Source organism: Schlesneria sphaerica (assembly GCF_044336245.1).
Lineage (GTDB): Bacteria > Planctomycetota > Planctomycetia > Planctomycetales > Planctomycetaceae > Schlesneria > Schlesneria sphaerica.
Genome location: NZ_CP172346.1, coordinates 4335700 through 4355621, shown reverse-complemented (window position 1 = coordinate 4355621; position 19922 = coordinate 4335700). Strand labels below are relative to the sequence as shown.

11 protein-coding genes are annotated in these 19922 nt (G+C 58.0%); 3 read left to right on the top strand and 8 right to left on the bottom strand.

Going from position 1 to position 19922, the window contains the following annotated elements:
- Positions 1-99 precede the first annotated feature (99 nt).
- The 3 genes from ccsA to ACGY09_RS15815 form a co-directional block, all read right to left on the bottom strand.
- Positions 100-3735 carry a cytochrome c biogenesis protein CcsA gene (gene ccsA / locus ACGY09_RS15825; protein WP_397568491.1) on the bottom strand — a complete coding sequence of 1212 codons (3636 nt, stop codon included), beginning with the start codon at positions 3733-3735 and terminating at the stop codon, positions 100-102.
- 153 nt (positions 3736-3888) lie between these two features.
- The gene (locus ACGY09_RS15820; RefSeq protein ID WP_397568490.1) at positions 3889-4941 is read right to left on the bottom strand and encodes a hypothetical protein; all 1053 of its coding nucleotides are present in this window, start codon (positions 4939-4941) and stop codon (positions 3889-3891) included.
- A gap of 413 nt (positions 4942-5354) precedes the next feature.
- Positions 5355-6629, bottom strand: coding sequence for an amidohydrolase family protein (locus ACGY09_RS15815; RefSeq protein WP_397568489.1), 1275 nt, complete (start codon positions 6627-6629; stop codon positions 5355-5357).
- 216 nt (positions 6630-6845) lie between these two features.
- Here ACGY09_RS15815 and ACGY09_RS15810 point away from each other — a divergent pair, with 216 nt between their 5' ends.
- The 3 genes from ACGY09_RS15810 (at position 6846) to ACGY09_RS15800 (ending at position 10242) form a co-directional block, all read left to right on the top strand.
- The gene (locus ACGY09_RS15810) at positions 6846-8207 is read left to right on the top strand and encodes a diadenylate cyclase (RefSeq protein ID WP_373649270.1); all 1362 of its coding nucleotides are present in this window, start codon (positions 6846-6848) and stop codon (positions 8205-8207) included.
- Between the two features lie 60 nt (positions 8208-8267).
- Positions 8268-8891 carry a Holliday junction branch migration protein RuvA gene (ruvA, locus tag ACGY09_RS15805; protein WP_373649271.1) on the top strand — a complete coding sequence of 208 codons (624 nt, stop codon included), beginning with the start codon at positions 8268-8270 and terminating at the stop codon, positions 8889-8891.
- An 820-nt stretch (positions 8892-9711) separates the two neighbouring features.
- Complete coding sequence (locus ACGY09_RS15800) at positions 9712-10242, top strand: DUF6789 family protein (RefSeq protein WP_397568488.1); 531 nt, start codon at positions 9712-9714, stop codon at positions 10240-10242.
- A gap of 23 nt (positions 10243-10265) precedes the next feature.
- On the opposite strand, the gene ACGY09_RS15795 is transcribed toward ACGY09_RS15800, so the two are convergent.
- The 5 genes from ACGY09_RS15795 to ACGY09_RS15775 all read right to left on the bottom strand — a co-directional run bounded on the left by ACGY09_RS15795 (position 10266) and on the right by ACGY09_RS15775 (position 19844).
- Positions 10266-11108, bottom strand: coding sequence for a JmjC domain-containing protein (locus ACGY09_RS15795; RefSeq protein ID WP_397568487.1), 843 nt, complete (start codon positions 11106-11108; stop codon positions 10266-10268).
- Between the two features lie 178 nt (positions 11109-11286).
- Positions 11287-11991, bottom strand: a complete 705-nt coding sequence (locus ACGY09_RS15790) for a zinc metallopeptidase (protein ID WP_397568486.1) — start codon at positions 11989-11991, stop codon at positions 11287-11289.
- Between the two features lie 233 nt (positions 11992-12224).
- A complete protein-coding gene (gene polX, locus ACGY09_RS15785; protein WP_397568485.1) occupies positions 12225-13943 on the bottom strand; it encodes a DNA polymerase/3'-5' exonuclease PolX in 1719 nt (572 codons plus the stop codon).
- A gap of 135 nt (positions 13944-14078) precedes the next feature.
- Positions 14079-17468, bottom strand: coding sequence for a YCF48-related protein (locus ACGY09_RS15780; RefSeq protein WP_397568484.1), 3390 nt, complete (start codon positions 17466-17468; stop codon positions 14079-14081).
- Positions 17469-17684: 216 nt separating this feature from the next.
- Entirely contained in the window at positions 17685-19844 is a 2160-nt protein-coding gene (locus ACGY09_RS15775) for a sulfatase-like hydrolase/transferase (protein WP_397568483.1), read from the bottom strand.
- Between the last annotated feature and the right edge of the window lie 78 nt (positions 19845-19922).

The window sequence follows — 19922 nt, the reverse complement described above, 5'->3', positions numbered from 1 at the left end:
TGTCATCCCGCCTGGCAGCGAAAGTGACGCAGCCGAGATTCACCAGCCCTCATCGACGCAAGTCGATGAGGGCTGTTTGCTGGAATCAACGCCACACGCCTACTGCGTCACGGACGGCTCTTTCCTTTCCCGCAGGCTCCACCATGCGGATTTGGGTAACATTCCGATCCCGATGATCACCAGGTTGAAGAGAATAAACAGCCCGAGGTTGCGGATCGTTCCCTGCTTGAATCCATAGGAATGCAGACCCGCTCCCAAAGCGTTGACCCCCCACCATGACCAGCTCACAAAGATGTTGCCGGCAACGGCAAGCACAGCCAGACCACGTTCCTTCACCATCCCGCCCCAGCGAGCGTGCAGAGCAATCGCATTCCATAGCACGATGATCAGAGCGGCATTTTCTTTGGGATCCCATCCCCAGAAGCGTCCCCACGAGTCATCGGCCCAGAGACCTCCGAGCACCGTACCAACGAAACTGAAGAAGATCGAGAAGCACAGCGTTCCGTAGATCATCCGGTGAATGTCGCGGCCTTCTTTGGCTGACAGCGACGGTGTGCAGACACCGCGAATGATGTAGGCAATCGCGAAAAGCCCCGCCAGATACGTCGTCGCATAGCCAAGTGTGATACAGGTCACGTGCGTTGCAAGCCAGAACTGCGTATCGAGCACCGCCTGCAACACAGTAAACGTATCACCGTCGGAAGCAAGACCGTCTGCAATCAACAATGTCGCGTACCCGGCCGCGGCAGCGACGAGATTACCAATCCCGATACGGTAGATCAGTTCGAAGATCAGCCCCATCACAACGCATCCCCAGCCGATGAAGACGGCCGAAGAATAGAGATTGGTCACAGGCGGCCGACCCGAAATAATCAGTCGAGCAACGATGGCCGCAGTGTGCACCACCAGCGTCACCAGCAGTACATAGAAGGCAGCCCGGTTAAAGCCTCGTGGCCAGAACAACCAGCCGAGTGCGCTCAGCACGAACGCCAAAATGTAGATTCGACTGGCGTGCGTGAATGGCTGAGCGTAATTGAAGTACGACTCCAGTCGAATGATCGAAGGATTCACGTCGCTGGGACGGTCCTTCGACACCAGTTCGAGCACCCGATCCACAGCCTGATTGAACATGGCTGGCTTCTCATCGGAATACGCCTTAAGAACCTGCTCCCAGGCGGCGACCACCTGATCTTCTTCACCGTTCTTTTTCATCCGGTTAGGAATATCGAGCAACCAGGCGCGTGACAGAATATGCCAATTGTCGTCGGCATCCTTCGGCCAGACAGAGAACACGGGCTGACCTTCTTCTTCCAGTGCCTCTGCAAACTGGCTGACCATCTGGAATGACCTGAGGACTTCCTGCTGTGTTTCACCACGAATGCGGTGCTGCAGCCCGAATGCAAATACCAGGTTATCGAACGTGGAAACCTTCTCAGCCAGTTCCAGGATCTTCTTCTGGTAAACGCTGATCTCCTTGCGTTCCTTGGCCTGGCTTCGAGCCAGCCGGACCTGCTTTTCAAACTCTTCGCCGTTCTTGCGAATGTCGCTGCGAGAGTACCGCATGCCTTCGCGTTTCTTGACACCAATCGTTTCCTGGACTTCCAGATTCTCGACACGGAAGATCTCGCGCTCATCGGCGACCTTGGCTTCCGAGATGACTTCCAGCAGCCATTGAATGGCGGGAATTCGTTGCTTGGCACCTTCCTCACCGACGGTCACACGGGTTCGCCCCGAAATTGCCAGCAGCGCAGACGTCGCAGCCGTATCGAGCGGCTTCGTACGCCCCTCTGACAACACAGGGATCTGCCCGAACCGATACAAATCCATCGAAAGTGTTTTTGGCTTCGGCGGTGCAGCCACGCTGCCGAAATAGGTGATTGCGCAGATTGCCAGAGCAGAAGCAAACAACCACGACGCCCATTCTTTCGGTGCATCCGCCTGAGGACTTTCCGGCTGAGCGGAAACGGGAAGCGTCGGTTTCATCCCCAGCTTGCTGGCCAGCCGCGCTGCGCGCTCAGCCTCTTCCGCAGACAAGTTGACCGATTCACCTCGGGTGAGGAAGTTGATCAGCAATGTCATGAAATGGGTCAGCATTCCGATTCCGACGAGCATGCAGCCGACGTAGGGCATCATCCAGCCCGTATTGGCCACCACCGAGAGAGTGGCATGCTCAATGCCCGAACTTGGCTCGCGGAAGTAACCACTCTGATAGAAGGTCTCATCCGCAAACCGCAGAGGATTGTTCATCCAGATCGTTTTGACCTCGTCCACGTTGCGATCTGAATCCTGGATATGGACGGTTGATGCGTAGCTGCGGGGCGTATTGGTGCCGAGGTAGTCTTTCTTGCTGACGTCCTTGAGCTCGAAGACGTAGCTTTTGTAGTAGCGTTTGGGACGAAGAGCGATCTGGTAAACCTTATCCCCGACGCGGACCTCATCGACTTCATCACTCATCGACAACGTCCAACTGACCAGATAGGTCCCCAGCGGTGTTCCGTCCGCCTTCGATTCCAGGGTCACGTACGCGGCGGGCGAATCGACTTTGCTGTCACTATCGGTTCCGGTGCTTGCCCTGATTTCGTCAGCCATCCAGACCAGCCCCGCGCCGGCCGTGGCGGGGTTTTTGTCCTTGGACGTGACACCACGAATCCTCGCGTTTTTCAGATATCCTGACACGGTCATCCGGAACGGCAAATCGGGGTGGTCGATTGGCTTGGTGTCCAGAACAAGTGATTTCGGAATCGCGATGACCTTATCCGCTTGCGGATCGGTGACATCGCTGACGGCAAGTTCGATCGTACGAATATCGTGTACGTAGTTTGTCCGCTCCCCTTCAACCAGATTCATCTGGGTTTCAACGGCCGTCAGTGCCACGTGCAATTCGTAGAACATCATGAGACCGATACCGCCATGCAGTAGCACGATCCCGGCCCGTTTGCCGAAGACCGCCCAGCAGCCCCCGAGCAGAGCCAGCGACGCAACGGTCCCCTGAGTCAATTGCCACAGAATTCGGAGCGATGCATCCGTCGGCCGCCCTGCTTGACCGCGTGAAATGAACCAGAACATCAGCACCAGCAGGCCGATCCCCGTCCCCCCTGTCGTGACACGCAGGAACATCTGGCGACTCCAGACATCGCTGGCTTTTGACAACGGTTGTTGAAGCAGCATCCAGAATCCAAATCCCGCCGCGATCGCGGCCAGGCCCAGGAACCCCTGATACCCGATCCATTGCGTCGAGTAAGGAACTAAAGGCTCACCCTGGATACCTCGGGAATTTCCACCGGCCGCGACGATCGCCCAGGTAACCAGACAACCCAGCGCGATACTGACCAGCCCTGCAAACAGCCGCTGCCCCCGGGCGACGGCTTTGAACCGCACCAGATGTGCGGAAAGCAAGTTGATGGCTAACAGCAGACCGAGCAACTTTCCGCCGGGGAAGTAGATTCCGCCAGGAACAATCCAGGGATCTTCCGAAAAGAAGGATGCGGGGAAAAAGACCTGAAACGGCACCCAGGCAAACCAGCACCGGAAGTAAAGTCCGATGACTTCCCAGATATCCATATCAACCTGAGCGAACGTCCCCGCCAGGATGAGAAAAATGGATAAGGCGAACAGCACGACCGTCAACTTCAATGACGCCGCAGGCTCCAGAACCGTTTTGATTCCACGCCACAGCGCACTGCCAGTTGCTACCGAGCTCGATTTTTCACCGGTCAGCGTTCCATCTGTTGCCATTAAACACCTCGCCGTCAGCTACAGGACCATCTCGATCGAAGTCCGCAGTTAGTTATTGCAGTCACTCGTTTCGAGGTTTTCGAAACGAGCATTAATCACAACTTGAGTCCACTTACCGCTGCGTCATTGCCCCGGTCCCGCAGACCAGAGGCTTCACGATCCACTTTTCAAATTGAGAGACTTCAGGAATTCCTCGAATCGAATCCGTTCCCGTTCGACGAGCGGTGCATCACCCATCAGCTTGATGAACCACATCTGTCCCTGCTCTTCGACGATTACACCGAAAATCGACCGGTCCCCCTCGGTCATCTCGTACAGGCTTCCTTTGAGCCCCCCGACGCTTACCTGACGTGCTGATTGCGCCAGCTCCTCTTCTGTCAGCGGCCCCAGCCCAACCTGACCACGCCACCGGTTCACATTCAGCAGCGGATTTCCACCCGCACGCGTGACTGTCACCGAGGCCTTCTGCTCGCCATCGGCAACCTGCAGCGAGACGACCGCAAACGCTGCAGGAGGTCCTTCAGTCCATCCTTCGGGTTTGTCGAACGGAAGCGACGGCTTGTCAGCCCCCCCTTCCGTGGCCGCGGGTTGGTTACGTGCCGTCTGGGCAGGAGGCAGACTCATACTCGCCGGCTTTGGTTGCGGGCGACCGACGATGTTGAGCCAGTAAGCGACTCCATCGCCGACGGGCAGCTTTTCGGCCTGCTGATCCAGATCCTCACTCTCAATCGGAGGAAGCGATAACTGGCCTCGCCAGCGGTTGATATTCATGACCACCTGGTCTGTCACTGGAAGATCCTGCCGGGAAGCAAATTTCGTCACCGACATCTCGATCGGTGGTTCTCCGCTCAGCAGAATCGTCGCATGTCGCATCTCGTTCCCGGGCTGCTGGCGCCAACCTTCGGGAAGGGTCCACTGCAGATCGTCGGCAGGCCCGAACTTTAATCCCTTGAAGAACTCTCGAAGCTCGCTCTCCCGTGCCGCAATCGCGTCCATGTTTCCCTGCAGTTTGAAGAACCACAGCAGAGAGCTTCGCGGAATGACGAGACCAATCATCCGCTCGGGCTTGGGATGCGTCCGCTCATACTCTGCGAGAAACTCGGACGATTGCAGGGTTTCATGTTTGGGAACCGTATACTCCGAGATCGTCTCTGACTGTTCGCAACCTGTCAGAAACAGAAAGCTCAGGGCACAGATGCCCACCATCCCGCTCCACAACTCTCCCCGAGTTGCCGACGTTTTCAGGCGGCATCCGTCAGGAGCGACGCCAAGGCCTGCCGCAAGGGATCTCGAACTTGCCCAACAAACCGGAAGCGTTTCGGCCAGTCGCGAAACAAATACGGACGTTGATTTGATCACGTCAAACAGGTGAAGGTGGGACACAGCGATCCTCTGTCATGCGAGCGAGGTACGAACTGTTCTCGTACCGATGGGTTGATCAAGTCAGGCGGGCAAACGGGGCGGGACCATTCGGCGGCTCCGGTTTATTATAACCTTACAACTGGCAGAAAGCACCACAGTGCCCCGCCGCGACAGCCGGATGCGACAAAACGTCATCCCTCGCCCCTCGGAGGGACCCGCGATTTCAAACAGGCGAATCCGCCCGACACACAGGGATTTCATGCCTGCGACCGGAACAGCTCTCCCGCTTTGATAATTCCCCCCTGCATCACGGCAATAAACCGCTTCCGGTCTTCGAGAAGCGAAATATTGCCAATCACATCGCCATCCACGATCAGGACATCGGCCAGTTTGCCCGCTTCCAGCGTGCCCAGTTCGTGTTCGCGGCCCAGGATTTCCGCACCCGTCTTCGTGGCGCACGTCAGCACTTCGAGGGGTGTCAGACCAACGTAGTTGACGAAAAAGGACAGTTCACGGGCGTACTGGCCATGTGGGTTCCAACCAAAACCGTAATCCCCCCCCATCCCCAGGCGGCCCCCTGCCCTCAGGATGCGCCGGGCACTCTCCGCCCCACCCTCCAGGGTCTCCTGGTGACCGTCGATTACTCGTTGCGACAGGCCAAATTCCGGTCCACGTTCGATGCTGGCCAGCTCAAAGTACAAGGCGGGCACGACAGGGGTGTTTCGTTCCAGAATCATCTCGAGCGCCTCATCGTCGACGAAGGTGCCGTGTTCGAGAGTGTCGTAACCCGCTCGCAGGGCATTCTTAATCCCCTCGGTCGCGCGACAATGTCCCGTCACTTTGAGGCCATGGTTATGAGCCGTCGCGACAACAGCGTGCATCTCTTCGAATGTCATACATAACGTGTGATGATCATTGACATCCGGTGAGGCGGCGTCGCCGGTCGGGTAGGTCTTCACCCACTCCACACCATCTTTCACGAGTTTTCGCACGGCAGCACGCGCCTCATCCGGCCCATTCACCAGCAGCACCAGCCCATCCATACCGATCTTGCGATAGTCGGGGTTCCAATCCATCAGCCCCCCGACACCACAAATTTCCCGACCACTGGCGGCCAGTCGGGGCCCCGGCACCAGATCGCACTCCAGGGCCTTTTTCAGCCAGACGTCGATATTGAACAGACTGCCACCGCTACGTGCCGAGGTGTAGCCACACTCCAGAGCCAGCTTGGCATTGCTCGCCGCCAGCAGCGTCACATATTCAACGGGATACTTGATATCGAGGTCTTCCAGTGCCTCGACGTTGAAGTACGTCGGATGGAAGTGTGCTTCGATCAGACCGGGAAGAATCGTGCCTCCTCGTGCATCAATCACGGTCGCGTCCGGCTCAACCTCGGGGGCCTGCGCAACGGGTCCTGCGTAGGCAATTTTCCCATCGCGGATCACGATCGTGGCGTCCTTTATCGGCGCAGCGCCGGTTCCGATGACCGCGGTCCCGTTGGAAATGACAGTACAGCCGGTGGCGGTCTTCATAGATGCAGTCCCTCAAAAACACCTGCGAGGCGTCGAAAAACGGGTGTCGTACTTTAGGAGAATGAGAGCCTTTGGTAAGAAAGACTCGATCGCCGATCATAGCATATTAACAAGAACTGTCCGAACGTGGTTGCCAGCCTCAACCTGCATGAACTATAAGATCAATCCCATTTCCCGGCACACCCTTCAGTCAAGTCTGCAAGTGGAGATATCACATTGGATTTTGGTGACCTGGTAAGCGCAATTCGGATTGTCGAGCTGACCGTGAAACAGCGGCCTGCCGCCATTCGAGCGCTCGTCCAGGCCGCCAACTGGGAAGATGAAGGGATCGCGCCGGACACCGTTCTCCAGGCTATCGAAGAACGAGAAGCGGCCGCACAAACTCTTGTTTCCAGCGACTTTGCCCTTCCACATGCCTTTGTCGACTGGGATGGTGATTTCCGAGTCGTGCTCGGCCGCAGCCGTACCGGTATCGATTATGGTGTCCCGAGCGGCCAAAGCGTCAAACTGGTGGTCCTGCTGGTCATCGGACGGAAACTGCTGCAAACGCACGTCGAGGTGCTGGCCGGTCTCGCCGAACTGCTGAAGCTGCCTGAGTTCCGGCAGCAGTTGATCGAAGCCAAAGACACGCGCACGATTGACGCGTTGCTACTGGCCAAAGCGGGGGTTCAACCCGACCAGCGCCCCGCCCGACTGCCGGGCATTCCGCGACTGACGCAACTCATCATCAAGCAGGCCATGCAACTGGTCGAATCACTCGGTGCTCAGGCACTTCTGATCGCGATCGACCGCGTGGAAAGCGTCCCCTGGGACACCCTGTCCCAATGGAAGGGTCGGCTGCTGATCGTCACCACGGAACACAGCGAAGATTTCCACATTGAGCGAGAAGACACGCATGTCTTCGAAGGCCTGCATGCCTCGCTGTCACGGATGGACCGGGCGAATCTGGGTCAGCTGCTGGCCTCGTCCCAAAACCTGCTGCACGAAAAGACCAGCGTCATCTGTGTGACCGGCCCCGACGGTCGACGCCTCGACAGCATCACGGTCACCAAACCCGAAGCCCACTTCCGGGCCATGCTGTCAGAAAAGAATCGCCGCGGCGTCGACGTCGTCCGCCCCGCCGTCATGCTCCGCATCCTCTCGCTTGCGGTTGAGATTGCCGCAGAAGGGCGTGAAGCACACCCGGTCGGTGCCATGTTCGTCGTCGGTGACGCCCGGAACGTGTTGAGGAATGCCCAACAACTGGTGCTCAACCCGTTCCACGGTTACTCGAAACAGCTCCGCAATGTCTTGGACCCCAGTCTTTCGGAGACGATGAAAGAGTACGCGCTGATCGACGGCGCCTTCATCATTCAGGGAGACGGAACCGTCCTGAGTGCCGGTACCTACCTGATGCCCAAGTCATCTCCGCCTGGCCTGCCGCAGGGACTCGGCGCACGGCACCAGACCGCTGCCGCGATCTCTGCCCATACCCTTGCCATGGCCATTACGGTCAGTCAGTCCACCGGGACGGTCACACTCTTCCGAAACGGAACCGCCGTCTTCACACTGGAACGCGCAGCCACCACCAAGTGGTGATGCCCGCCTGACGGATCCAGCACGCGGCCCCATCAAAGCCATCTCAAGGAGGGATTTCGGTTGATTACTCGCATTACAGGTAAACTCGTCCGCTTGGGCGAAGCCGAAGCCCGGATTGATGTCGGCCCCTTCGAATACGAAGTCTTCGTGCCCGAATTTGTTCGCCGCCAGCTCCAGTCGCTGCTGGGCGATACCGTCAGCCTGAAGACCATCGAATACCTGGAAGGAAATCCGCAGCAGGGGCGACTGACTCCCCGGCTGGTCGGCTTCCTCAGCGAAGCGGAACTCGAATTCTTCGAGCTGGTCTGCTCAGTCGACGGCATGGGAGTAAAAAAGACGCTCCGCTCGATGGTCCGGCCTGTCCGGGAAGTCGCCGAAGCCATTGAAGAACAGAATGTCAAAGAACTGAGCCTGCTTCCGGGGATTGGCCCGGCGATGAGCGAGCGGATCGTGGCGAAACTCCGTCGGCGAATGGCCAAGTTCGCCTTGATGGTCGCCAAGGAATTTCCCGAAGCCAAGACAGCCGAAAAAGGTGTCCTGGGTGAGGCGATGGAAGCCCTGATCAGCCTCGGCTTCAATTCCGTCGAAGCCCGCGAAAAAATCGACGCGGTCGCCGGCGGCAAAACGAAATTCAAAACGGTCGAAGACGTCATCCTGGCGATTTACCAGCAGGAAAAATCCTGACGGGCGTTTTAGAAGATCCGCCCTCGCAAACCCTGTCGCCAACCCAGCGCCTGATTTCGTCCCCGCACCTCCATCGTCCCGCGTCCCGGGATCCGGGACCGCTCCACACCCGGGGTGTTGGCCCGCCGCGGCGTCACTTTTCCGATCCACTGACCTCGCAGAAAAAAATGTGTTGAGCAAGTTGAACAAGTTGAGCAACTTCGACACAAACCCCTATTTTTCAGGCACCTGCCGCCGTTATTGAAGTTGCTCAATTTGAGCAACATGAGCAACTTCCAAATATCGGAAACGAGCCGGAATCAACCCGGATCCGTCGCTCCTGTCGCCGTGAATCGTTCTCCTCAGACACAGGTCCCATTGCTCCAAAACGAAACGGGTGACCATCGTTCGTATTCGCGGCTGGTGATCATACGAGACACGCAACAACACGTCAAGATTTTTTGTCGCAGAAACGCGTTTCCGGCTCTTCGGCGAGACCGGAGCCCCTGGCCTCACCAGTCTCCCCGTGAGACCTGGAACACTCGAGTCCCGGGCGAGGACAGCTTTGCCACAGGTTTCGTATCGCGTCCGTCGATCGACCCAGGTCGGTACGTCATTTGCCAACATATCCATCCTGACTGGGTCTCCGCGTGTCAGGCCGTGGCTGACGGTCTTTCATCGGAAATTTGGCTCAGCGACTGGGGCAGGCCCACTCGCTTGTAACGCTTTTTCAGGGAAACCCGGTCTGACGCGGGCGTAAGCGCGCTGGCGTAAGCGGAGTTTCCGCTCTTTGATCAGGTTTCCACAGGTACCAAATTCCGCCGAAGGAGGAGAGATCAAAATGAAAGCCGACTCGTGCCTCACAACGTCGTTACTCGAAGGAGCGGTTTCTGGACTGATTGCGACGGCCCCGATGACCGGGGTGATGGTTGCTTGCAAGCAAATCCTCCCGCCGCAGGACCAGTACCCATTGCCGCCTCAGGAGATCGTTGAAGACGTCGCTCAAGGGGCGCAGGTCCGGGAGGTTCTCGAAACGGACTTGAAGCAACCGACGGTCTGGACAGCGCACTACGGCTACGGTTCGTTGATGGGGCTGCTCTATGGAGCGGTCACTCACGGAGATCGCACGCGATCAATCCCCCGGGGAATGGCATACGGGATGGCGGTTTGGGCGGCCAATTACCTTGCAGCGCTCCCGGCCGCCAACAGTAAGGCCAGCGCACCGCAGGAATCGCTCGCCCGAAACGCGATGATGATTGTCAGCCACCTCGCCTGGGGGGCTGCCCTGGATTACTGCTATTCCTACTCCTCGACCCAGCAGGATCAGACCGGGACTCGTCAGCACGGCGAAAATGAAGCAGTTCTCGTCTGAAGAGCGGTTGAGACGCAGCTGGCTTAATGGCCCAACGGATGTTTCATGATCGTCTGGATGAACTGCTCATTGTGAAGCAATTCATGGAGATCCTGCGACAAATCATCGACAATTGCCCCGTACTGTCGCCGCAGTTCCTCGGGATCCCCTGCCGAACCGGGTAACGGAAGACGCTGACGCCACAAGAGGGATCGGGAGAGAAGAGGCCGCAGAAGTTCATAGACATCCATCGCCGTGGCAGCCCGGATTCCGACGGACAGGGAACAGGAATCGGTTTCAGCGCTCGTCCGATGCCAGTATCCACTCGGGATGTAAAGCCAGTCACCCTCATGAAGCTCGTACTTGACTGCCCCCATCACTTCCCGTTCGAATCGCTGATCCTGGGGAATCGCGTCCATTAAAGGCCACGGATTCACTGTGTTCTTTTTGAGCCACCAGGTTTTCGCACCACCCGTCTGCAGCACGAAGACTTCTTCCGCGTCATAATGCCAATCAAATCCCCTGTTTCCGGCCGGGGTCGCATAAAAATGAATGTCGACGGGCCCCTTGAGAAGTTCTTCAAAACCCCTCGCCAGATTGGCCAGACCTTGATCATGCTGCTGGGCGTGGCGGACGCCCACCGTATAACCGTCTGCCCGCAGAGCTTCGTAATCTGTGGAATGGGAGATGTGCCCCTGTCGGGTGGTAATGACGTCCGCCCCTGCGGTGGCCAGCAATCGTGCGAGAACGGTTGTACTCCCCAGAGGACCAAGCGAGAGACATCCATCCCGTTTCAAAAAGGGAAGCCGCAGATAAAAGTCTTGAAGAAAGGAAAGATCCAGTCCCAATGGGAGTGCACACGCCACGACCGGTGAGTTCTCAAGCATGGCGGTCCCTTGGAATGAAACAGGGCACTTCCGGGTGATGACGCCATGCGTCAGTCAGAGAGACTCTTTCTCAAGCAGTTTGACGGAAAAAGGCCCGGTCCGGGTCTTCGATCTCGTTTCCCGCAGGAACGATAGAAAGAGCGGGATCGACAGTCGCCGATCCCGCTCTGTGTTAAGACTATCGATCGTCGCGAGACCCGCCCAACAGGCCTGAGCGGAAAAGATAGTAGAGGATCACAGACAGCGTACTCACGGCAGCAGCAACATAGGTGAGCGCAGCGGCATCCAGAACCTTATCCATCCCTTCGCGCTCTTGCGGCAGGATGATGCCGGCATCGACGACCAGTTGTTTCGCTCGAGCAGACGCATCAAACTCCACTGGCAGCGTCACGATCTGAAACAGCAGCGTCATGGAAAAGATGGCGACTCCGATCAGAAAAACCCACGGATGCACGAACAGGCCGATTGCCATGACCATGTAACCCAGGCTCGACCCGATGCCGGCGACCGGGACCAGCATCGACCGGAGTCCGAGCGGCCCGTAATTGGTCGCGTGCTGAATGGCATGTCCCGCTTCGTGCGTCGCCACACCGATCGACGCAACTGACCGGCCATGGTAGACCTCGTGTGACAGCGCCAGACGCCGCAGTTGGGGGTCATAGTGATCCGAAAGCTGACCTTCTGTCTCCACAATCCCGACGGAGTTCAGACCGGCATCGTTCAGCAGTTGCCGCGCAGCCTCAGCCCCCGACAGCCCCCGTGCTGTACCGACCTGCGAATAGTGTCCAAAGGCAGTACGGACCCGGTAACTGGCCCACAAGGATAGGAGAAACCCCGGGGCGATGAACAGGAAGTACATTGGATCAAACATCGGCATATGCATTGGCTTCAAATCCCCTTACGCAAACATCTTCAGCAAGCTGGCCAATATCGGTGAACGAATGAAGGCGGGAACTGGATCACAGAATTGCGTTCTGAAGCTGACAAAGTGACTGTCAAAACACTCACAAAGCAATTTCCGTTCCAAACCCTTGGCGAGAAGTGCGGCCTGAGTGTCAGGGCAGTCCTGGCAGCGATCGAGAACAGGCAATGCCCGAACTGCTGGCTCGGTTCTCGTCAGGCGTTTCGGAGAAGGCCTTTGAAGTCGTTGATCGACCGGGTATTCGCGACATCATCCCTGGTCAACCCCGCCCGCCGGGCTTGATCCACGCCATATCGCAAAGTCGCAAATCCGCTGGGGCTATGCGAGTCCGTGTTGATGATGATCTTGATTCCGTGCGTCTTGGCGGCGGCTGCTTGAACATCGTCCAGATCAAGGCGGTAGGGGCTGGCATTGATCTCTAACAGGACACCGTGATCGGCAGCGGCCTGAAAGAAGGTCGTATAATCGATATCCGCCCCGACCCGATTCACCACCATTCGCCCCGAGGGATGTCCGATCGCATCCACATGGGGATTGCGAATTGCGGCCAGCAGGCGCTTCATGATCATTTCACGGGGTTGCTTCAGACCATAGTGCAGGACGGCAATGACCCAGTCGGCCTCCGACAGAACCTCGTCATCCAGATCGAGCGTTGCGTCTTCCAGAATATCACATTCGATCCCGCACAGGATTTCGATTCCCTCCACTTCCTCGCGAACCTTGCGAATCTCGGCCCAGTGTTCGCGCAGCCGAGTCGCATCCAGTCCGTTGGCCATACTGACGCGCTTCGAGTGGTCGGTGATGGCGATATATTTCAGGCCACGGGCTTTGGCCGCCTCGGCCATCTCGCGAATGGTTGCCGTACCGTCAGACGCCGTCGTGTGCATGTGCAGATCGCCCTGAATATCTTCCAGTTCGATCAGTCGAGGCAACTGCCCCGCCTCGGCCAGTTCGATCTCGCCCCGATTTTCTCGCAGCTCTGGAGGAATCAACGGCAAGTCGAGCGCCGCGTAGACCTCTTCTTCTGTTCGCCCGGCGACGTAGGTGTCATCCCGGAACAGGCCGTATTCGTTCAACTTGAATCCACGTTCAATCGCCCGTCGGCGAATGACGATGTTGTGCTCTTTCGACCCGGTAAAGTACTGCATCGCGGCACCGTACGATTCGTCCGGCACGACACGCAGATCCAGCTCTATTCCCGAGCGAAGACGAACACGTTGCTTGGTCTCCCCGCGCGCCAAAACCTTCTCGACCAGCGGATGTACAGCCAGTCGATCCATCGCAGCGACAGAATCATCGGATGTCGCCAGAATGTCCAGATCGCCGCAGGTTTCCTTCCGACGGCGACACGACCCCGCCACGGAAACCTGCCGGATTGAGGGGAGCTGCTTCAAATCGGCAACGATCTCTTCGGCGGATTCTCTCGCAACGCTGATCAGGAACCGCTTGCCGGCCTCCAGAGCCAGCGGAATCCCTTCAAGAATGGCCTGTTCGGTTTTCTTGCCGAATCCTTTTCGTTCGGAAATCTTTCCCGCCTCGCACGCTTCCTTGAGCTGTTCGAGAGAGATAATGCCGAGTTCGCTGAACAGGACCGCCACCTTCTTGGGGCCCAGCCCCGGAATGCGCAGCATATCGACGACGCCGCGCGGAACCTGCTGTCTCAATTCCTCGAGTTGGGGAAGCGCGCCCGTGTCGATGACGACTTTAATCTTGGCAGCCAGATCCTTCCCGATTCCGTCCAGTCGCTCAAGACCTCCCCCCGGCAGATGCACCAGATCAGCGACCGACTCAGACAGATTCTCCAGCGTTCGAGCTCCATTTCGGTAAGCACGGACGCGAAACGAGTTTGCCCCCTGAAGCTCAAGCAGGTCCGCAAGCTCGGTGAACATCTCGGCGATCTGTTGATTCTGCATGCAGGGTCGCGGACCTCGGATCCGCCCTCGTGAGTACCGTGTGAATACAGTTGTACGTGACAAACGACTATGCCACGGTCATCGGATCACGGGCCGGGGCACCACAGTCCATTCAGCCGGACGAAACGTCGAGCCTCACTCAAACTTCAGCAGCCCGAACGAAGAGGGCTGAATCCGTGCCGTGGCGGGCTGCGTCCAGCTTTGCAGGCCGACCGAGGGGGTCGTCCGCAACACGGACAACCCATAGATCGTACTGCGCTGCGGGGGCGTCGGGGAGAGATCCTTCCAGGGGATCGCGGCTTCGATTCTCCAGTCAGTCTCGTCCATCTCAGCAGCGACATACCAGGTCGGATTCCAATTGCGGTCTTCCCAGCAGCTTTCCGCCGTCCAGCCCCGCTGGTCGATCTGGAACTCGTACCACGTGGAATAGTCGCGGTCGATATCCAGTCGCACGCTCACCCGGTCATGTCGTGAAAGATCTGCGTCATGATAGCGTCCGTTGGTCTGGGGGCGATCCTGAGGAGCGGCCGCTTCACGCGGTACACGCAAAGCGATAAAGAGGAACTGGGTATCATAAGCCAGCATCATCATCGACCGTCTTCGAGCACCCGTTTCCTCGACATCGTCACCCGCTGTCGGCGATTCAGTGAGGAAGATTTCCTGTGCCTCGACCCAGCAGGGATCTGACAGCAACCCGTCAAGCACAGGTCGTTCGAGGACTCGCTCACAATGAGCCAGCCACGTCGGAGTTTCGGGAGTGGCAAACGAGGCCCACAGATCCCGTTCTGCCAGTTGCCTGATCTCGGGATTGATCGCGTTCGTAACGAAGTTCCGCATGATGGCATCACCCGCACGCACGGTTCCTTCGCTGCGTCGCAGGGCCGCCAGTGGAAACTGAATCTCGGGCGATCCATAGAGCGTCGGGGAAGCCGTTTGCAGTTTTTTAGCCAGCGCTCCTGCACGGGAACGCCATTCCGCCACGGCGCCCGTCCTCCAGTCAACGTCAGGATCGATCTTCAGTCGCCCTGGCTGCGTGCTCTTGTTATCTCGCGAGTGCGTCGCATCGAGATCGAGTTTCGTATTCAGACGAATCGGACTACCGATATTGGACTGGGTCACGGCATCCAGACTTCCATCGACCAGATTAGCATTTCGCGTTCTCTGGGTTCCGTCGTCGACTTGTGCGCCGACCTGCTGGATGACGCTCCCTCGAAGTGGATTCGACTGCGCCACTGAACTGCCCGATTTCATGGCCTGTGTCCGCTGCCACGCGGTTTCACTGCTTGACCAGAACTGCAACAGCCACCGCATGGCGTCGAGCGAGCCAGGCTCGTTGGGGTATCGACGAATCAACTCGACATAAGTCGATTCGACCAGTTCAAACTGCGACCGCTTGCGATACTCGTTAGCCAGATCCCTCAGCAGCCCCACCCCCTGCTCCGGCGCCATTCCGTCCACGATGCCGTTGAGCTGGCCAATCAACTGATTTGCCACTCGCGGGTCATCGAGCGATCTTTGAAAGAGACCGGTATAGTTTCGTTGCTTCTGAACGAGTTTCTGGTTTCGTTCCAGATTCTCTTCATCCAGCGGACTTGAATCACGCCGCCCCGCCGATCCGGGTGTGAGGGACAACCCCACGAAGAAATCGCGCGACGTCACTCCGCGAACGCTCGTCCCGTCTGCTGGCTTGCCATCCAATCCGATCCAGCGGTACGCGATTCGGGGAGCTTCGACCGTATCGATGGAAGGAGCTCTTTCCCCCTGCAGCAGTGATATCGCGGGCCCCGCTGCCGTGCGCGTCGACGACTTCAAATGAGGCAGAAACTCGTCCAGTTCCACATGGGCATCGCCTGAGGCACCGGGCGCCAGTCGCATGTAAACCCGGTCCACCCGCCAGGACTCAAGGCCCGTCACTTCCGTCTGCTCCTGATACCGATTGGTATCTGCGGCGAGTTTCACCGCTTTCAGGGTCGCATTGAATAGCAGTTGTCCGACGGCATCGTCAGCGGGGGGCTGGTCGACCACCAGAATGTTGGGACGCCATGTCCGAATCTGTCGCACAATCGTGCCCATGAGCGTCTGCGGCAACCGACCTTCTGTCTGCTTCTGCCATTCTGCGAGAAGTTGCTGGGCCGAGAATTCGATCCCCGGCAGCGTGAGGGGCAGTTGCCAATGAACATCAGCCGCGTTGCCACCGCACAACTGAACGGCCGACCGGAGCACGGATTCGCTTTCGGTCATCAAGGCCATCGGGCCGAGATCATCCCGTTGCGCAATCCAGACGGCACTGCGATAGCCCTGTTCACCCGACAGCTTTGTCAGCAGCGCAGGACTCGTTCCCCCCGGTCGGGCATGAACCGAGAGCACGGCCGCTCGACGACCACCCCCGCGTACCGACTGCCACGACTGGCCCCCGTCTTCCGTTCGCAGGATGACCCCGAAAGCGCCGACGGCCACGCCGAGCTGGTCCTTCGTGAAGCGAATTGCCGACAGCGGAGCGGTATGTCCGGTCAACTGCTTCTTCCACTCGCGGCCACCATCAGAACTATGCCACACGGCCGATCCCGGAGAGCCAGCCAGCCAGACGTTCTGTCCCCGAACCTCGACCGCCCGAAAGTCCATGACGTCGCGCATTTCCTCCGGCAGTGAACCTTCGGGAACTTCCCAGGCAACCCCTTCGGTCGTTGTTTTCAGCACCAGACCGCCATCTCCCGCGAGCCAGCCCACGTTATCGGCAGCGAGTGTGATGGCGCGGACCGATCGAAATCCCTGGGGCTGCAATTTGGACGGAAAAAGCTGCTCTCCCCCCATAATGTTGACGCGGCCTTCGGCCCCCCCAACGAGACCCATTTCCGGCTCCAGAAAACACATGGCTTTCCAGCTATGCGGCGCCTCACCCTGCACGCCTCGCCACGTCTTGCCGCCGTCGCTGGTTTTATAGATACCGGTGGGGGACTGCTGAGTGGGCCGACCGACGACAATACCGTCATCCATCCCGAAGAAGCGGACGTAATTGAGCCCCGGAAGCTGCTCACAATCAAGAGGTTGCCAGGTGGCCCCGCCGTCCTGTGTGGACAGCACCACACCTTTCTCTGTCCCGGAATAGGCTGACTGCTGATGGCCGGCAATCCACCCGGTTTGATCATCGAAGAAGCAAAGACTTCGCAGCGAAACGTTTTGTCCCAGGTGCGCAGCAGTCCAGGTGCGCCCCCCGTCAGACGATTTCCAGATGGCGCCATGTTCCCCGACAGCCATCGCGAACTGAGTTCCCACGATTCTCACGTCGTGTAACTGCGCATCGTCGACCCACGGTGGTGGGATCTCGGCGGCGTCACACAGCCCGCAGATCGCCAGCAGCGGAACGAGCCACAGTCGCAGCACCCAACCAGCCGAGTGCTCGATCGAGCGTTCGCCCTCACCGGTGCCGGAGCAGGGTAAGCAGCCTTCCGCGTGTGCGGATCGCCATCGTCGGGTACCGCTTGCACACAGTGATTTCGCTTTGAATCGCGGTAAGCTTCCTTGCATCCCCGCCTCCTTATCCATCGGTCGCACTCAAGGCCTGACCGCGAATTCTAGGACTTTTCCCAATTCACAGAAGGCCGAGTTGGCGTTGTCACAGTTAAGTTCGCAAAGAGGGGGCTCCTGGAACGACGGCGGAGGAAACAAAATGGGGAACGAAGGGGAAGTCGAATCTCTGCATCTCTTGACCGAACCACCAGTTCCGCAGCATCGCCGATGTGGTCAGTCCTTTTCTTCAAGGCGAATCAATCGCGTTCCGGTTTCGGACTCTTCGACAAGATAAAGTTCGATATACATTTCATTCGGATCCTCAGCATCCGACGCCCTGGATCCGGGACTGAAAAGTTGAAACTCATGCTGATCAAATTCGCGCCAGGATGTCCGGCCGGAATCGACGATCACGCCATTGATGGCCAGAACCACGTCGGTCTGCACCGCGGGCAAGTCACCTGACCTGACCAGGCCACTCACTAACCTAGACACCAGAAGTTGCGAATCGGCCGTCCGCAACGTCGGATTGGGATCACTCAGATCACGTAGCGTGACAGCAATCGTCTCGTCATCAACCGGGAACTGCTCAACCCTCAAACCGTGCCACTCGGGATGGGTGGTCGCGGACAGCGGCAGGTGGTCAAGTCCCGACGGGTCCGTGTCGGACCTGGCCTTTGTTGGCCATTTCCTCACCAGCAGGTCTGGCTCACACACGGTCATGTCCGACTTGTAAAAGAAAGATTTTCGCGGTTGCCGACGCGATTCTGAGAGCGGTATCCCCTCCACTGACTCAGGAATGGTGATGCCCACCGTCTGCAGAATCGTCGGCATGAGATCGACAGACTCAACATTCTGGTCGTTGATCGCCCCCTGCAACTGGCCCGGCAATTTGACGAACAGCGGTACGGACAGGATGTCGGGCAATGTTTCCGCATCCGGAAGTCGTCGCGAGTGCCCCGGACGAAACGAAACGCCGTGATCGGCGGTCACAATCAAGAGACAGGATTCCAGCAAATGGTTCTCTTCCAGTCGGTCGAGCACCTGACCAATGAAGCGATCGACATAGCCCACCTGCAGTCGGTAGCGATATTCGTTCCGCGCCACGGTGATCGGATCATCGTCCCAGAACTCACCCAGTTCCCCACGGGCGCCGAACGGTTGGTCGAACGATTGAAGCTCGGACTCGTACTGGTCCCCAGAGGGAAGAAACGTCCACGGAAAATGGGGCAAAACGACGTGCAGAAAGCGGAAGCCAGGTAACGCCGAAGGGGTCAGACATCGCAGGAAGTGCTCCAGTTGCCGTCCACGGTATTCGCCTCCGCCGTAATGGAACTGCCCCGTCGTGGCATCCCTGGACATCCCCTCCTGGCCAACGGGAATGGCAGGCAGACCAAACCAGGGACGGGGAATCAGCGGAAACACGACGGGAGTATCCGTCGTAAAGATCAACCGGGGGTAGACCGCCCCGAGAGTCACCAGCAGATGGGTGCACTTCTCATTGGGCGTCAGAGAGACAGGGCGATCCCGACGAATCGAGGGGGGACTCAAGCGTGAAATGGGCTCGAAGACCGTCATCTCAAACGACTTTGAACCCGCGATCAATTCAAACAGATTGCCGGGGTATTCGTCGGCAAGGGGAGACCGATCGACCACCGGATACTGACCTGAAAGGATTGCGGGGACAGCAATGTCGGTGCGAGGACTGACGGTCGAAGCGTTACGATACCAGGTCGAGATGTCCGCCAGTCGTGCAAACTGCGGAAAACAGTGCCGATCCACTTGCATGTCACCGTTCAGCAGCGTTCTGCCACTAAACTCGTCAAACACAATTAAGACGACAGGCAATGGAGATTCCGCGGTCACCCCCTTCGACGCAGTGGTTCTCGTGACCGAATAGGGTTCGAAGTTCCAGGCAAAAGAGAGTGGAAAAACCACGATCCCCACAGACATCCACGAGATCCAGGATCGTAGCAACGGTCGCTTTTCATATTGTGCGATGAAATACCACGCCGCAGTCATGGCGAGGGGCGGCATGAACAACCCCACGGGAAGCATCAGAAAGTGCTGGGCGTAAACCAGATAAGGCCTCAGCAGTGACAGTACGACGACTGTCAGCAAGACGATCGGAATCAGGTTCTGCCCGTAACACCCTATCTGTGTCGATAGGCCCCGAACGACGACATCGAGCAGCACAAAGCCCAACGGCAGCACGATGACAAGCAACAGCAGCAGGACTGCGACTTCACGCCATTCGACCTGCTGATCGTGTAAATAGATGGTTTGCTTTGCCAGTGCCGTCAACACCGGTTGTGTGATCCCGAACGCGCAGAGCGTGCAGAGATCGACAGCACGTTTCATCGTCACGACCGACTTGATTTCGATTCGAGCCATGAATGCAGACCTCGACCTTGGATGTCACAGCCGCAGTGTCGTCCTCGGGTAGTGGCGCAGATTGATCGGGGAATCCTT

Coding starts and splice junctions, on each gene's coding strand:
- ccsA (WP_397568491.1), bottom strand. CDS start 3,735: ATGGCAACAGATGGAACGCTGACCGGTGAAAAATCGAGCTCGGTAGCA.
- ACGY09_RS15820 (WP_397568490.1), bottom strand. CDS start 4,941: ATGGTGGGCATCTGTGCCCTGAGCTTTCTGTTTCTGACAGGTTGCGAA.
- ACGY09_RS15815 (WP_397568489.1), bottom strand. CDS start 6,629: ATGAAGACCGCCACCGGCTGTACTGTCATTTCCAACGGGACCGCGGTC.
- ACGY09_RS15800 (WP_397568488.1), top strand. CDS start 9,712: ATGAAAGCCGACTCGTGCCTCACAACGTCGTTACTCGAAGGAGCGGTT.
- ACGY09_RS15795 (WP_397568487.1), bottom strand. CDS start 11,108: ATGCTTGAGAACTCACCGGTCGTGGCGTGTGCACTCCCATTGGGACTG.
- ACGY09_RS15790 (WP_397568486.1), bottom strand. CDS start 11,991: ATGCATATGCCGATGTTTGATCCAATGTACTTCCTGTTCATCGCCCCG.
- polX (WP_397568485.1), bottom strand. CDS start 13,943: ATGCAGAATCAACAGATCGCCGAGATGTTCACCGAGCTTGCGGACCTG.
- ACGY09_RS15780 (WP_397568484.1), bottom strand. CDS start 17,468: ATGCAAGGAAGCTTACCGCGATTCAAAGCGAAATCACTGTGTGCAAGC.
- ACGY09_RS15775 (WP_397568483.1), bottom strand. CDS start 19,844: ATGGCTCGAATCGAAATCAAGTCGGTCGTGACGATGAAACGTGCTGTC.